Source organism: Sphingobacterium faecale, assembly GCF_016746095.1.
Lineage (GTDB): Bacteria > Bacteroidota > Bacteroidia > Sphingobacteriales > Sphingobacteriaceae > Sphingobacterium > Sphingobacterium faecale.
In genome coordinates this window covers 138,620-153,158 of sequence record NZ_JAERTY010000008.1, presented here as the reverse complement: position 1 = coordinate 153,158, position 14,539 = coordinate 138,620, and the positions used below count along the sequence as shown (strand labels likewise).

The 14,539-nt window shown below is 40.9% G+C and carries 13 protein-coding genes; 7 read left to right on the top strand and 6 right to left on the bottom strand.

The annotated features are described in order from the left end of the window. Positions 1-103: 103 nt before the first annotated feature. Complete coding sequence (locus JKG61_RS14515) at positions 104-739, bottom strand: peroxiredoxin (RefSeq protein WP_202103682.1); 636 nt, start codon at positions 737-739, stop codon at positions 104-106. Positions 740-885: 146 nt separating this feature from the next. On the opposite strand from JKG61_RS14515, the gene JKG61_RS14510 reads away from it, so the two are divergent. Further along, positions 886-2,022 carry an acyl-CoA dehydrogenase gene (locus JKG61_RS14510; RefSeq protein ID WP_202103681.1) on the top strand — a complete coding sequence of 379 codons (1,137 nt, stop codon included), beginning with the start codon at positions 886-888 and terminating at the stop codon, positions 2,020-2,022. A 10-nt stretch (positions 2,023-2,032) separates the two neighbouring features. Here the strand turns inward: JKG61_RS14510 and JKG61_RS14505 are convergent, their stop codons facing one another. From JKG61_RS14505 to proB, 3 genes are read right to left on the bottom strand one after another with little or no spacing between them, the layout of a single operon-like run. Further along, positions 2,033-2,419 carry a hypothetical protein gene (locus JKG61_RS14505; protein ID WP_202103680.1) on the bottom strand — a complete coding sequence of 129 codons (387 nt, stop codon included), beginning with the start codon at positions 2,417-2,419 and terminating at the stop codon, positions 2,033-2,035. A gap of 6 nt (positions 2,420-2,425) precedes the next feature. Further along, positions 2,426-3,673 carry a glutamate-5-semialdehyde dehydrogenase gene (locus tag JKG61_RS14500; protein ID WP_202103679.1) on the bottom strand — a complete coding sequence of 416 codons (1,248 nt, stop codon included), beginning with the start codon at positions 3,671-3,673 and terminating at the stop codon, positions 2,426-2,428. Positions 3,674-3,718: 45 nt separating this feature from the next. Beyond that, positions 3,719-4,750: a glutamate 5-kinase gene (proB, locus tag JKG61_RS14495; RefSeq protein ID WP_202103678.1), complete on the bottom strand. Its 1,032-nt coding sequence runs from the start codon at positions 4,748-4,750 to the stop codon at positions 3,719-3,721. Positions 4,751-5,148: 398 nt separating this feature from the next. On the opposite strand from proB, the gene JKG61_RS14490 reads away from it, so the two are divergent. Further along, positions 5,149-5,580 carry a hypothetical protein gene (locus JKG61_RS14490; RefSeq protein ID WP_202103677.1) on the top strand — a complete coding sequence of 144 codons (432 nt, stop codon included), beginning with the start codon at positions 5,149-5,151 and terminating at the stop codon, positions 5,578-5,580. 25 nt (positions 5,581-5,605) lie between these two features. Here JKG61_RS14490 and uvrB read toward each other — a convergent pair whose 3' ends face one another. Beyond that, positions 5,606-7,633 carry an excinuclease ABC subunit UvrB gene (uvrB, locus tag JKG61_RS14485; RefSeq protein WP_202103676.1) on the bottom strand — a complete coding sequence of 676 codons (2,028 nt, stop codon included), beginning with the start codon at positions 7,631-7,633 and terminating at the stop codon, positions 5,606-5,608. Between the two features lie 144 nt (positions 7,634-7,777). On the opposite strand from uvrB, the gene upp reads away from it, so the two are divergent. From upp to JKG61_RS14470, 3 genes are all read left to right on the top strand, one after another. After that, positions 7,778-8,425 (top strand): uracil phosphoribosyltransferase, encoded by a 648-nt coding sequence (upp, locus tag JKG61_RS14480; protein WP_202103675.1) that lies wholly within the window; start codon positions 7,778-7,780, stop codon positions 8,423-8,425. Between the two features lie 154 nt (positions 8,426-8,579). Next, the gene (locus JKG61_RS14475; RefSeq protein ID WP_202103674.1) at positions 8,580-9,053 is read left to right on the top strand and encodes a ribonuclease H-like YkuK family protein; all 474 of its coding nucleotides are present in this window, start codon (positions 8,580-8,582) and stop codon (positions 9,051-9,053) included. Positions 9,054-9,122: 69 nt separating this feature from the next. Continuing rightward, positions 9,123-9,674 carry an AAA family ATPase gene (locus JKG61_RS14470; protein WP_202103673.1) on the top strand — a complete coding sequence of 184 codons (552 nt, stop codon included), beginning with the start codon at positions 9,123-9,125 and terminating at the stop codon, positions 9,672-9,674. A 120-nt stretch (positions 9,675-9,794) separates the two neighbouring features. On the opposite strand, the gene JKG61_RS14465 is transcribed toward JKG61_RS14470, so the two are convergent. Further along, a complete protein-coding gene (locus JKG61_RS14465) occupies positions 9,795-10,409 on the bottom strand; it encodes a S24 family peptidase (RefSeq protein ID WP_202103672.1) in 615 nt (204 codons plus the stop codon). A gap of 329 nt (positions 10,410-10,738) precedes the next feature. Between JKG61_RS14465 and JKG61_RS14460 the strand changes: the two genes are divergently transcribed. Continuing rightward, complete coding sequence (locus tag JKG61_RS14460; RefSeq protein WP_202103671.1) at positions 10,739-10,978, top strand: hypothetical protein; 240 nt, start codon at positions 10,739-10,741, stop codon at positions 10,976-10,978. A 140-nt stretch (positions 10,979-11,118) separates the two neighbouring features. After that, positions 11,119-14,313 (top strand): collagen-like triple helix repeat-containing protein, encoded by a 3,195-nt coding sequence (locus JKG61_RS14455; RefSeq protein WP_202103670.1) that lies wholly within the window; start codon positions 11,119-11,121, stop codon positions 14,311-14,313. The last annotated feature ends 226 nt before the right edge of the window (positions 14,314-14,539 follow it).

Genomic DNA, 14,539 nt, shown 5'->3' with positions numbered 1-14,539 from the left:
TAAAGCAGCTGCTCCGAAAACGAACAGCTGCTTTATTTTGAGTGCAATAGGTACTTGACATTGACTTTCCCTTGGGCCTGTATTTATCACCTGAAAACGGTGGTTATCTATTAGGCTGTGGTGTAACTCTTAAATAAGGTTTGATCTCCGTAAAACCTTTCGGAAACTTCGCTGGAATGTCTTCCGTTTTAATCGCCGGAACTACAATAACATCTTCCCCATCTTTCCAATCCGCAGGCGTTGCCACAGAATATTCAGCAGTAAGCTGTAAGGAGTCTATAACGCGAAGGATCTCGTAAAAATTACGACCAGTAGACGCGGGATAAGTAAGTGTCAATTTGATCTTGCGGTCTGGACCGATAACAAATACAGAGCGTACCGTAAAGGTCGTGGAAGCATTGGGATGGATCATATCATACAGTCCTGCCACGTGACGATCCTCGTCTGCAATGATCGGAAAATCTACCGTTGTATTTTGGGTCTCATTGATATCTTTAACCCATTCCAGATGGTCCTGTACAGCATCGACACTCAAGGCCAACACTTTAACATTTCGTTTTTCGAACTCGGACTTCAACTGTGCCGTACGGCCAAGTTCTGTAGTACACACTGGCGTAAAATCGGAAGGATGGGAATATAATACCGCCCAGCTACCTTCGGTGTAGTCGTAGAAATCGATATCACCTATTGTTGTTTGCGCTTTAAAATTTGGCGCATCATCACCTAGTCTTAAACTCATATGGATAAAATTTAATAATCTATATATTCTACTAATATAGTAGACTTTTAGATAGCCACCAAATAATTAGGAATAAATTTTACAATTTTATTATGCATGCATAATAAAATTAATTATATTTGATAGAACCAAATAGACGATACACCATGAATTTCGAGTTATCAGAAGAGCATAGAATGATACGTGATGCGGCCAGAGAATTTGCCGAAGAGCTAAAAAAAGATGTCATCGAGCGGGATGAGAAAGCGCTGTTCCCTACAGACTTCGTAAAAAAAATGGGGGAATTGGGATTTATGGGAATCATGACTTCCGACCAATATGGTGGCGCAGGTATGGACAGCCTTGCTTATGTACTGGCCCTCGAAGAGATAGCCAAGGTAGATGCTTCCACTGCCGTCATCATGTCCGCTCACAATTCACTGGTACTATGGGGGCTGGAGGCATACGGTAGCGAAGAACAAAAGCAAAAGTATCTCGTTCCCCTCGCAAAGGGGGAAAAACTTGGGGCCTTTGCCCTATCCGAGCCCGAGGCGGGTTCAGATGCATCCTCCCAGCACACTATTGCTGCTGACATGGGAGATCATTACCTGCTCAACGGCACAAAAAACTGGATTACCAATGGTGGAAATGCAGATATCTATCTGGTGATCGCACAGACGCATCCCGAACTGGGGCATAAAGGGATTAATGTGCTGATCGTAGAGAAAGGAACAGCTGGTTTTACAATTGGTCCCAAAGAAAACAAATTGGGCATACGGAGCTCGGACACTCATTCTTTGTTATTCACAGATGTCATCGTACCCAAAGAGGATCGTATTGGCGAGGATGGCTTCGGATTCAAGTTTGCGATGAAGACACTGGATGGCGGTCGTATCGGTATAGCGGCACAAGCCCTGGGAATTGCTGCTGGAGCGTATGACCTTGCACTAGCATACGCCAAGGAAAGAAAAACTTTTGGCAAACCGATATCGACACACCAAGCCATACAATTTAAACTGGCCGATATGGAGGTTGAGATTGAAGCTGCACGATTATTGACCCATAAAGCCGCTTGGACCAAAGACCAAGGATTGCCCTATGGCAAAGAGGCAGCCATGGCCAAACTGCATGCTTCAGAAGTAGCCATGAAACATACCGTAGAGGCAGTACAGATACATGGTGGATATGGGTACGTAAAAGAATATCACGTCGAACGACTGATGCGCGATGCTAAAATCACACAGATTTATGAAGGCACTTCAGAAATACAACGCTTGGTAATAGCCCGAGAAGTACTCCGTTAACGCCATAGCGCTAACGGATATTTTTTTCAATCTGATGGAGAAAGCCGTAGTCTTCAAAAGAGAAACTACCGGTCTGTTGCATATGATACTCAAATAGAGCCTTTGCCTTCCGCAGCAATCCATTGTCCTTGTTCATCAATCCATCGTACATCAGGAGCTGCGCTAAAGGACGGATCTGCTCCTGTTCCAGGCTCTCGCTATAGGCTACAAGTTCAGCATCGCTGATACGCACAAAATAATCTCTTTTTTCGTTAAAGAAATCTTCATAGCCCGCAGCTATATCAACCGGTGCGGAGACCTCTTCTAATCCTTCCCACTTCTCCACCAAAAGCCGGAGAAACTTTCCCATCTCATTTATCCAATTCAGTATGGTGTCTTTTTCGTATCGAATTCCCATGAGCAATTATCTAATTTGTCCGTCGCCAGTGACAAACCATTTTTCTGTCACTAATTTTTCTAAGGCAAAAGGACCTCGCGCATGCAGTTTCTGTGTAGAAATACCGATCTCTGCTCCTAAACCAAACTCCCCTCCGTCGGTAAAGCGGGTCGAGGCATTGGAATACACTGCTGCTGCATCCACAGACCGCATAAATTTCGTAATTTTAATTGAATCTTGCGACACAATACATTCCGAATGTTTGGACGAATAATGGGCAATATGCGTCAGTGCCTCCTCCAAACCGTCCACTTCTTTGATCGAACACTTCAAATCTAAAAATTCACGCCCAAAATCAGCATCGTCTGCACGGTGTATAAAAGGGTAACCTGCGTTTTTAAAAATGTCATATAACTTGTCCGAAGCAAAAACATCAACCGCAGCTTCTGAAAAATATGGTATAAGCTGTTCTATAAACTGCTGATCGATCTTGTCATCTACGAGTACCGTATCCAGGGCATTACATACCGAAGGCCGTGAGATCTTGGCATTCGCGACAATACGAGCTGCTTTGGCCAAGTCGGCACTGGCTTCGACATATGTATGACAGACCCCAGCCCCTGTTTCTATCACAGGTACTTTCGCATGTTGACGTACAAAATCAATCAGCCCCTGCGATCCACGCGGGATAATGATATCCACATAGCGCACAGCTTCCAACAGCTCATTGACCAAAGCCCGTTCCGTAGGCAATAATTGTACAATATTCGGATCTGTACCACACTCCACCAGCGCCTGCCGTAGGAGACCTACCAAATAACGATTGGTATACCATGCATCACTCCCCCCTCGCAGCAGACATACATTTCCCGATTGTATGCACAATGCAGCAACATCGATCGTAACATTGGGCCTCGACTCGTAAATTACCCCCACCACGCCTAGTGCTACCGTCCTTTTTTCGACCAAGAGCCCGTTGTCAAGTTTCTTTGTGCTCAACAACCGATCAGTAGGATCCGCCAGTCTGCTTATATCCAGCACACTTTGGGCCAACCCTTCAATCCGTTCCACTGTTAACTTCAGCCGGTCATACTTGGGATCGTCATTCTCCATCCGCTCTAAGTCGAGTTGATTCTGTTGCAAGACCTCATTACTATGGATCTGCAACAGCGATGCGATCCGCTCTAATATCCGTTGCTTATCCTGGATTCGCAATTCATTTATAGCTTGTTTCGCAACACGGCTATCGGATAATTGCTGCTGTATAGTGTTCATTTCCTTCCTCTTTATTATTTTATGCTTAGCGTCTTCTTATTCAACTTACAATAGCACGATATCATCTGCATGTGCCAATGCTATATTTTTCTTGGTATCTGATTTCTTCAAAGCAACGGAATCGATTTTTGCTTTGGCCACAGCCTGCACCACCCCCTCGCGATCTGCAATCTGAAAGACCTCCCCTGCTTCAAATTCTCCCACCACCTCAGCGATACCGACAGCCAATAGGCTTTTCCGCTGTTGAATCGCTTGCAGCGCACCTTGATCTACTTTGACCAGACCTGCGATCAGACTGCCACTGGCCAGCCATTTGTTTCGAGAAGAAACTTTCTTCTTCTGCGCCAGACACACCGTCCCCGTCTCTCCCGAGATAGCCTTTAAAATACCATCTGGGGTCTGCATACTAAAAATAACAGCTTGAATACCCATCTGGGTTGCCAATCGGGCAAAGTTTAACTTAGAAGTCATACCTCCTAGGCCCACCGTTGACTTTTCCTTACGGGCCAGAGCGAGTGCGTCTTTATCGATGATTTCAATTAAAGGAATGACATTTCCCTTGTCATCCAGCACACCAGGCACCGAAGTACTGAACAAAAGCTGTTCTGCTCCAAAGCCCACAGCGATCAATGTTGCCAGCTCATCATTATCTGAAAATTTCAGTTCTTTATTGCTGACTACATCATTTTCATTGGCTACAGGGATAATATTATTCTTCCACAAGGTCTCATACGTACTTTTTAACTGTAAAAACTGCCCCCTATTTGAAAAATGGTGGCGTTCACAAAGGCTTTGTGCCAGTGCGATGCGAAAAGGTTTGAAATAGGTAGAATAGATCCGCATCAATAATGGATTTCCTATTGCTGCCGCAGCTTTGCGTTGTTCCAATGTCCCCGTATATCTCGGAATAAAACGTCGACCCGCTGCTACAGCACCCGAGGATACCAATACAATATTATAAGTCGATTGGAGAACAGCACATTGACGTGCAATCTCCAATACAATCCGCTCGTCTACTTCTCCATCTGTTGTGATAGATGCAGATCCAAATTTAATAACCAGTACTGGTTTCTTCATCCCAATGATCAATTAACGTATTTTAATTTTATTATTTTTCCGTGAGCCCCCCAATAGTGTGATTGCATCATCACTTGAGCGGGTGGTTAGCTCCTCCTGATTCAGTTTATTAATTTACTAAAGAATAAACCATTTCATTTGAAAAAGAATAAACTTAGAGAATTTTATTTTAAAATACAACAAACAAAACAGAAGCCTTCAACGTTATCTTTTCATAAAATTTCTTTCAGAAGAGGCGTGCTAATGTATATTCTTATTTTAACCGCAAAAAAAAGAATCAATTGATCCGATTAATTCAAATTAGGAACATTAATTGCTCTACAAGATAGATTCACGAATCAGAAAGGTTATAGTGCTTAAATAGAGCATTAAATTATTGACACTTAAAAACATCTACTATGAAAACACATATGTCATTATTATTGCTATATGTGATCTTTGCGAGCAGTTGTCAATCATCAAAAGTTTCATCATCCAATGCTGGAGCTGACTCTTTAGCCGCTGTGGGAGCGGATAAGGACAAACACGGTTGCCTATTGAGTGCAGGTTACACTTGGTCCCAATTACGCGGTGAATGTATACGCCCCTTTGAGCAGGGAATCGCACTACACACCTTGAATACGTCCAGTGCCTATCAAACTTCCGCCTATCTCTTGGTGGATAGTTCCAAAAATGAAGCTGAGGTATTCATTCCAGAAGAACAGAACAGTATAATGCTGAATCAACGCAACACCACAACTTATACCAATGGCAGGTTTACTTTGGTTAAGGACTCCAACTGTTGGACTTTAAGTCTAAATAAAACCGCCTTATATCAGGAAAAGAAATAACACCAAGAGCGATTTGGATAAAGATCTATCCAAACCGCTCTTCATAAGACTTTTCCAAAGTAAACATTTCATCACGCAGCTTGGCCGCTTCTAGGAAATCCATCTCTTTCGCTGCTTTCTCCATTCTTTTACGAACGGTATCGACCGCTTTCTTGAGATCTTTTTCACTCATGTAAGCTATTAAAGGATCAGCAGCTACGCTAACACTTGGCTCAGGTTCGACATATGGTTTTTGCTCACCTTTAAAGTCGGCTACTGATGTCTGTTCCAAAATCTCTTCTCTTGTTTTTCCCACGGTACGCGGTGTAATCCCATGCTCCACGTTATAAGCGATCTGTTTTTCCCGTCTTCTATTGGTTTCGTCGATTGTCACACGCATACTGTCGGTCATCTTATCGGCGTACATGATCACACGGCCTTTGTCATTACGTGCTGCACGACCTATCGTCTGTATAAGAGATCGTTCTGATCGCAGAAAGCCTTCCTTATCGGCGTCCAAAATAGCCACTAGGGTTACCTCCGGAAGATCTAACCCTTCCCGTAACAGGTTCACACCCACCAATACATCGAACTCCCCTAGGCGCAGTCCCCGTAATATTTCCACCCTTTCTAAGGTTTTGACCTCCGAGTGGATATAGCGTACCTTGATATTAAGGCGACTCATATATTTCGTTAACTCCTCCGCCATACGTTTGGTCAACGTTGTAGCTAGGATACGACCTCCTTCTTTTATTGTTTTGTCTACCTGTTCCAAAAAATCATCTACCTGATTCATAGCGGGCCTGACTTCTATAATTGGGTCTAACAATCCCGTAGGACGAATCACCTGCTCTACTACCACTCCTTCGGTTTGTTGCAATTCATAATCACCGGGTGTCGCCGAGACATATATGGTCTGATTTGTTAAAGACTCGAATTCCGGAAAGTTAAGCGGTCTATTGTCCAACGCTGCCGGAAGCCTGAAGCCATGCTCTACGAGCGATATCTTCCGCGAACGGTCACCTCCATACATAGCCCTCAATTGTGGCAATGTGACGTGGCTTTCATCAATGACCACCAAATAGTCTTCGGGGAAATAATCCAGAAGACAGAAGGGACGCATCCCAGGCTCTCTACCATCAAAGAAGCGGGAATAGTTCTCTATCCCCGAGCAGTAGCCGAGTTCTCGCATCATTTCCAAATCGTAATTGACTCTTTCCTCTAAACGTTTGGCCTCCAACATCCGCCCTTCCTCTTCAAGTTGGGCTTTGCGTTGTACCATTTCTTCCTGTATCGCCCAAATAGATTGTGTAAATTTCTCCTTGGGTGTTACAAACAGGGTTGCTGGAAAAAGCGATAGAGTCTCATGTTTCAACAACGTTTTACCAGTAACCGGATCTATTTCGCTAAGTTCGTCGATTTCATCCCCAAAGAAAGAAACCCGATAGGCATTGTCCAAATACGCTGGATAGATATCTACTGTATCTCCTTTGACTCGAAACGTACCGCGCTTAAACTCCGTAGTCGTACGTGCGTATAAAATCTCTACCAACTTGTGTAAAAATGCATTTCTGGATACAGTCATCCCTACACCAAACCGGAAGATTGACTTCGAGAAATCATCGGGATTTCCCATACCATAGATACAGGATACAGACGAAACCACTATGACATCCCGCCGGCCAGACATCAAGGCAGAGGTACTTGCCAACCGCAATTTTTCAATCTCTTCATTGATTGCCAGATCCTTTTCGATATAGGTATTGGTCGATGCTATGAACGCCTCCGGTTGATAGTAGTCATAATAGGATACAAAATAGTTTACTGAGTTCTCTGGAAAGAACTGTTTGAACTCTCCATATAACTGTGCTGCCAACGTCTTATTATGACTTAGTATCAAGGTCGGCTTCTGGGTCTGCTGAATGACATTAGCAACCGTAAAGGTCTTTCCGGAACCAGTCACCCCAAGAAGGGTTTGGTAAGTATCTCCTTGGTTTACTCCTTGTACTAATTCTTTTATCGCTTGTGGCTGATCTCCGGTAGGATAATATTCTGACGTAAGTTGAAATTTCATAGTGTCCCTTCTTATGTAAAAATAAGAAATTTAGCTGTAAGATATGGCATACACCAAAAAAACATAAAATGTAATGCATGCCACCACTTATCACTAACTACAACTCAATATTTTTTTGTATTTTGGTAAATAAATACCATTACCATGATTCACATACTGACAAAAGAAAATAGCATCGCCAATCATTTCATTTCAGAGCTTAGGGATAAAGAAATCCAAAAAGATAGCATGCGGTTCCGCCGGAACATCGAAAGACTTGGCGAAGTAATGGCTTACGAGATCAGCAAAACTTTTACCTACTCACCTCAGGAGATTGAAACTCCTCTAGGTGTTGCAGAAATGCACACTTTGATAGAACAGCCTGTCCTTATAACGTTGATTCGCGCGGGATTACCATACCATCAGGGGTTTTTAAATGTTTTCGATCAGGCAGAATCTGGTTTTATAGCAGCCTATAGACATACCAAAAAAAGTGGAGAGTTCGAAATTCACCGCAAATATGAGAACACGCCAAACCTTGACGAACGAATAGTGATTGTATCCGATCCAATGTTGGCCACAGGCAAGAGCTTGGTTCTTTGCTGTAGAGAGCTTTTAAGCGAGTATAATATCAAGGAATTGCATATTGCAGCTATTATTGCTAGCCAAGAAGGGCTTGATCATGTCAGAGCATTTATCTCTGAGGCACAGATTTGGGTCGGAGACGTCGATAATGAGCTGACCAGTAAATCCTATATTGTCCCCGGCCTTGGTGATGCCGGAGACCTGGCTTATGGCGTAAAAGAGCACTAGATAGATTTTCATTTATTAGACAGATTCGCGAATCTGCAGATCTACACATTCAGCATTATACCATTTCACCGCTGAACACATAACTTAAAAACAACATACAATTAACAATCAATGAACACGATATCAGTATATTCAAACAACAAAAACATATCTTATGGAATGGCAAAAATACAATGGCGAACACCTTCGCCTCCCCATTATGGATGCTGTTGAAGCGGCAATCCTCAGAGAAAATAAATTAGGAAACAAACTCAAGGTTTTCATAGGGACAGATTCTCAGGTAAAACGTGGAACTGCCGAGTTTGCTACGGTAGTGGTATTTCTCCGCGAACATAAGGGCGGATTTATGTTTATCCACAAAGACCGCAAAGCACACAACATGAGCATCAAAGAACGAATGCTTTTAGAAGTACAAAAATCCATCGAAACAGCTTACCATCTGTGTCCCATTTTAGATCAGTATGCGATCGATCTGGAAGTACATGCCGACATCAATACGAATCCAAATTTCGAGTCAAATATTGCGCTAAAAGAAGCTATGGGATATATTCTCGGGATGGGGTTTGTATTCAAAGCCAAACCAGAATCTTTTGCCAGCACCAATTGTGCTAACAAAATAGTGCAATAAAAATGATAAGAAAGCAAAAGGTTTAACGGCTTTAGATTACTCAAAAAAAATGCTTAATATTGTTCTTCCATGAACAATAACAAGGATTCTTTACTAAAAATTGCAGTAGTCGGTCCTGAGTCAACCGGAAAATCAACCATGGCTCAACATCTTTCCAAGGTATTAGACAGCTCTTACGTACCTGAATATGCTCGATACTACTGTAAAAATCTCCAGAACCAATACAGTCTACAGGACGAAACCAACATGTTCTACGGACAGATTGCTTTAGAAGAAGCAATATCCTCTCAAACGAAAAATAACATATTGATCTGTGACACCACGATCATGACCGTAAAAATATGGTGCGATCACTTATTTGGCCACACCCCATACGAAGTAACATCGGAGATTACACAAAGAAGATACGATCTATACCTGCTCATGGACATCGACCTCCCTTGGGAGAATGATCCTTTGAGAGACTTCCCAGAGGAAAGAGAACATTTTATGAAAATCTGGAAAAAAGAGTTAGATGCGTTGAACGCAAAATACACAATAATTTCTGGTTTAAACGACCAAAGACTACAGAATGGACTTCAAGTAACAAGGAAATTCATCAACGATTTACTCACCTACTAAGATTATTGAAAGATCCTCCCTCCTCCTCACAGACCACGGGTTACTAATCACCGACTACTAACCCCTAGACACTAACACCTGACTACTGATTACTGATCCCTGACTACTGATCCCCCCTACCTACATCGAAATCATAGAGAGTACGCCTTTCACTTTATAAACAGCTTTAACCTGTAGAATATCAATTATCAAGTCGTCAAAATCTGTAGCATTTTTTGCAACCAACCGCCAGCTCTTATCATCTAAGCCTCGAATAAAACGCACTATATTCATTTTCTCAGATATGATCAGGTAAATGTCTCCAAAAACAATCGCGTCCTTATCAACCTGTTTCACAAAGACCATACTACCATGCTCAATCTCTGGACTCATAGAATCACCTTGGTGGACAAATGCAAAATCACTGCCTGATAGAATAGGGATTTCCAGTTCCTCAACAACCTGCATCTGTGAAACATCAGTATTAAAATCATCCAAACTGAAGCTGTACAGTGGAATTTTAGGAGAACCTTCTGCAACCTTCAGCATTGTTCCTTCTCCAGTTAACAACCAAGCCTCGTTTAACTCTGGAAATCGAGACACAATAATTCCAGCAAGATTCTTACTGATATCATAATTTCCTTTTTTTATCTGATATAATCTCTCCGCTCTATTTAACCCTATTTCTTTAGAAAAAGAATTTACATTCAACCCTAGATATTGTATTACTTGATCTAAGCGACCCCAGTTAGACATATATTATTTTATATAAACAGTATCAAAAAAAAACATCAACCTTTTGTCAGCAAATCCTCACACTAAACAAAAGCCGCAACTCCACTTCTTCCTTCTTCACAAGCTTCACCATTCATAAAATGATTTCACGCACTCAAAGAATCAAATATTAGGCCAAATTAAGAAAATCATATTTAATAACAAAAAAAACAACAAATGATTGTATAAATCAATTTTACATTGTATGTTTGCGTAGTTTAAAAACTACAGAGCTTAATAATAAACGTATGTAGATAGGGTTAAATAAAACATAGTCATCAAACCAGGACCATTTATTAACCAGCAAGACCATGAATTTTAAAAAAGAAAATGAGAATAAAAACACTTTACAGACAGAATCTAAAGAAATAACGGAAAAGGATATTATCAGTCTTTTGAACTTAAAAAAAATAAATTTAAAAGATCAAGAGTATGCTAAACAACATCTTAAGATAAACAGAAAAAGCAAAAAAACCATTTTTGAAGTACAAGTAACCGACATTGATGGCCAAATACATTCATTTCAATTTGAATTAAAAACATATCCGTAAATATATTTTTAAAAATTTATTTGGTATTACAATATTATATTGTACTTTTACAAAAAATATAACACAAACAGATAACACAAAAGGAATGAATGTACAATCAATTTCGAGCATTTAACGAATTTAAATTTCAAAAGTAAAACATGAAAATTAGAAATCTATCCAAAGTCGCCTTAGCTATTGCAATCAGCAGCGCAGTAGTACTCGAAGGCTGTAAAAAGTACGACGATGACATATCGCGTCTTGAACAAAGCATCAATCAGAATACTTCTGATATTGCTGGTCTCAAAAAAGACCTTGCTGCTCTTGCTGCCAACAATGTTGTTGAAAAAGTTGAAGCAATCCCTGATGGATTTATCTTTCATTTAAAAGATCCTTCTGGAAAAGTCACACAATACACCATTAAAAACGGTGCAAAAGGAGACCCTGGCACCCCAGGAGGTAAAGGAGATCCAGGCGCCCCAGGAGGCAAAGGAGATCCAGGCACACCGGGAACAATGTGGCGTATTAGCTCTACTACAGGTGAATGGGAAGGTAGTGTTGACGGAGGAACGACTTGGACTATAAAAACAGGAATCAAAGCACAAGGACCTAAGGGAGATCCAGGAGACAAGGGAGATCCAGGAGACAAGGGAGATCCAGGAGACAAGGGAGATCCAGGAGACAAGGGAGATCCAGGAGACAAGGGAGAAACTCCAGAGATTAAAAAAGCGTCTGACGGTAAATACTACTGGTATTTTGGAAATCAATCCACTGGTATACAAGCTTATCCCGGTGACATTACCATAACAGAAACTGATGGTGGATATAATGTTGTATTTACTGATGCTACAGAAGCACCTACAACTGTATTTTTATCAAAAGAAGCAGTTAAGGTTTCTAGCTTAACTTTAGTTCCTTCATTTACTAATTCCAATACTCCAGTTGTATTTTTCCCACGTATTGTTGACGACGAGAATAACAGAAACACCTTATTACAAGGTTACGCGGAAATCAAATATAACTTGAATCCATTTGGTGTAGCTATTGCAAATTATCAAGCAGAAGGCTTATTATCGCAAGAAACTGAAAAGGTATCTTTCCGCTCAGGAGGGCATTCAGGCATAAACGAGAACTTTGTTAATGCAGGAGTTGTAAAAAACTTTGGAGACATCGTAGTTAAATACCGTCCTCTTCTTGCGAAGAATACTGGATCAAATTCTTTGTTTCCGAGACATTCGTACAACGACGGTACTAAAGATCTATTTATAGCTCTTCAGGTCAAGAACCTGCATTCAGCCGTAGCCGAGGCTCAAAGATTTGTAGCTTCTCCTTTCAACATCGCGAAAGAGGAAATCATCGAAAAAGATGAGGTAACGATTGAAAAAGCTGTTAACACTAACTCTAAAGTAGATTTAGTATCAGGTTATAACACAAATGCATTCAACGGGAATAGCTTTGTAGCCGTTTCAAGCCCAAGTGTAAACACAAATATCCTACCTGCTGAAGCTGAGTTAAATGATGCTCACTTCACACTTAATATTTTTGAGAATGCGGCACAAGTAATTCCAAATCAGAACATCCCTCAAAACAACACAAATTATAAGGGTGCTGTTCAATTAGAACAAGAATTGAGAGGTTTCTTTGCTCGTACCCAAATAGGAGATAAAATAGTATCAATGGATGACCACGGTCTTGCAGGCTACGACCTACGGTTCTCTCTTGCAGCTAACGCAACACATCCTCAACAAGGGAACTGGCTCAACCTAGATACGCAAACGGGCGCAATCACCGTAAAAGAATCAACTCCTGGGCATTACAATCACGCCGCTGTTGGAAACTACGCTATTGTGAAAGTTGATCTATTTGCAAGCACCTCTGCTACTGGTACACCAATCACGTCACGCTATATCAAAATTGCATTTACTCAATATTCAGTTAATGCAGTTAACATTTCAGGCTCTGCTAGCATGTCATTAACATCTGCGTCTAGCCAAACCAAAGATCTAACGTTTGTATCACCAAGCACTATTTTAGATCAAGCTTACAATATTACAGGAGGTTCAGCATCCACATTCCATAGTTCTTACACTTGGATCCACGACAGCTCCGAAAGAACTGCTGCTAATCCTGCTGGCTCTTCAACTATAGGCGCTGTTCCTGCTGGCTGGTTCTTACTTCATGACATGAACACAGCAAACCAGAACGTTACTAGAAAAGTTGAAGTTGACCAAACTAAAGTTAACCCAGGAACGTATGTATTGAAAGGTCGTTATGTACCAAGTGCATCAAACTCTACTTTACCTGTTGTTAATTTAGAAATAACTGTAACGGTTGGCATAAACGGTACGATCACTCACGTTAAGAAAGGTGGCTTCATAGAAGATGGCAATCTACGTATATTTGGTAAAGAGCTAGGAACAAACGACTGGTACATGGGCGGAGATATGTCTGAATTCCTTCAGATAAACAATGGAATATCCGGCCCTAATGTTACACATAGTTACACTGTATTAAACAACGCAGTCGCTGGATTTGGTACCGGTATAGCCTCTTCAAATGTTTCTGGAAACTTAGCTTCAGGAACACAGGATCCATCAGTAGGACAACAATTCCATCTTAAAGCAAACGGCAACAATCTTGTTACAAACATCGTGCCTACGCTGAATGCATACAACTATGTAGCAGGGTGGAATACAGGCGCCACTAAAAACCTACTTAATGTACGGATTGACTATTTCTTGAACGGCAACACAGCAGCATATAAATCTGAAATAGTTCAAGTGCAATTCAAAAACCCTGTTAAACCGATAGTAGTATTACAAAATGGAGCTACTTCTATTACAGACAAATCATCTGGAAACAACGGGAATGATCCAATCCGTGTAAGCTTGAGAGAGTTCTTTAGATTAGACAACTACCTGCCAAGCCCGAACACAACTGTTTATAATGGTACAAATGCAACATTCAACAATGAGCGCTTGAACAGATTCGGTCTAAATGGTAATTTCAATGCGACTCAATTAGCTACACTTAAAGGCCTCAACGCCAATACTGTATCCATCAAAGCATACTATGAAGACAGTCCAAACACAGCTATATTCACGAGAAACGCAGCTGGGGTTATAGGAGTTAACAACTTACCTTCTAGCACATCTCTTACAGTAGTTAATTACGGTACAACTATTCCATTTGTAACTAATTCAGCTAATGTAGTGTGGACAAATTCAGGTGCGAATACCATTACCAAAAACATCATTGTAGAAGCTACTATCACGCTTCCTAACAAATACAACAATGGATTTATTAACAATGATGAGATCACTCAAGTAGTAAAAATTACTATTGAGAAAAATTAAGTCTAACATTTAACACCACATGCAACTATAAAAAGTTCATATCTTGAAAGAGGGCGGCGATTGCCGCCCTTTTTTAAATACAAAAAGTAAAAACTAACAGAATCTAACCTAATATCAAAAATGAATAGTGAACTTATCCAAACTTTAGTCTTTCTCTTATGCAGTTGTATAGGCTTATACTTCTCTTTAAGATTTTATACTAAAGCAAAAGAGAAAAACATCATGT

What these genes read in the sequence shown, in the direction of transcription:
- JKG61_RS14515 (WP_202103682.1), bottom strand. Translation starts at nt 739, where the DNA reads ATGAGTTTAAGACTAGGTGATGATGCGCCAAATTTTAAAGCGCAAACA.
- JKG61_RS14510 (WP_202103681.1), top strand. Translation starts at nt 886, where the DNA reads ATGAATTTCGAGTTATCAGAAGAGCATAGAATGATACGTGATGCGGCC.
- JKG61_RS14505 (WP_202103680.1), bottom strand. Translation starts at nt 2,419, where the DNA reads ATGGGAATTCGATACGAAAAAGACACCATACTGAATTGGATAAATGAG.
- JKG61_RS14500 (WP_202103679.1), bottom strand. Translation starts at nt 3,673, where the DNA reads ATGAACACTATACAGCAGCAATTATCCGATAGCCGTGTTGCGAAACAA.
- proB (WP_202103678.1), bottom strand. Translation starts at nt 4,750, where the DNA reads ATGAAGAAACCAGTACTGGTTATTAAATTTGGATCTGCATCTATCACA.
- JKG61_RS14490 (WP_202103677.1), top strand. Translation starts at nt 5,149, where the DNA reads ATGAAAACACATATGTCATTATTATTGCTATATGTGATCTTTGCGAGC.
- uvrB (WP_202103676.1), bottom strand. Translation starts at nt 7,633, where the DNA reads ATGAAATTTCAACTTACGTCAGAATATTATCCTACCGGAGATCAGCCA.
- upp (WP_202103675.1), top strand. Translation starts at nt 7,778, where the DNA reads ATGATTCACATACTGACAAAAGAAAATAGCATCGCCAATCATTTCATT.
- JKG61_RS14475 (WP_202103674.1), top strand. Translation starts at nt 8,580, where the DNA reads ATGGAATGGCAAAAATACAATGGCGAACACCTTCGCCTCCCCATTATG.
- JKG61_RS14470 (WP_202103673.1), top strand. Translation starts at nt 9,123, where the DNA reads ATGAACAATAACAAGGATTCTTTACTAAAAATTGCAGTAGTCGGTCCT.
- JKG61_RS14465 (WP_202103672.1), bottom strand. Translation starts at nt 10,409, where the DNA reads ATGTCTAACTGGGGTCGCTTAGATCAAGTAATACAATATCTAGGGTTG.
- JKG61_RS14460 (WP_202103671.1), top strand. Translation starts at nt 10,739, where the DNA reads ATGAATTTTAAAAAAGAAAATGAGAATAAAAACACTTTACAGACAGAA.
- JKG61_RS14455 (WP_202103670.1), top strand. Translation starts at nt 11,119, where the DNA reads ATGAAAATTAGAAATCTATCCAAAGTCGCCTTAGCTATTGCAATCAGC.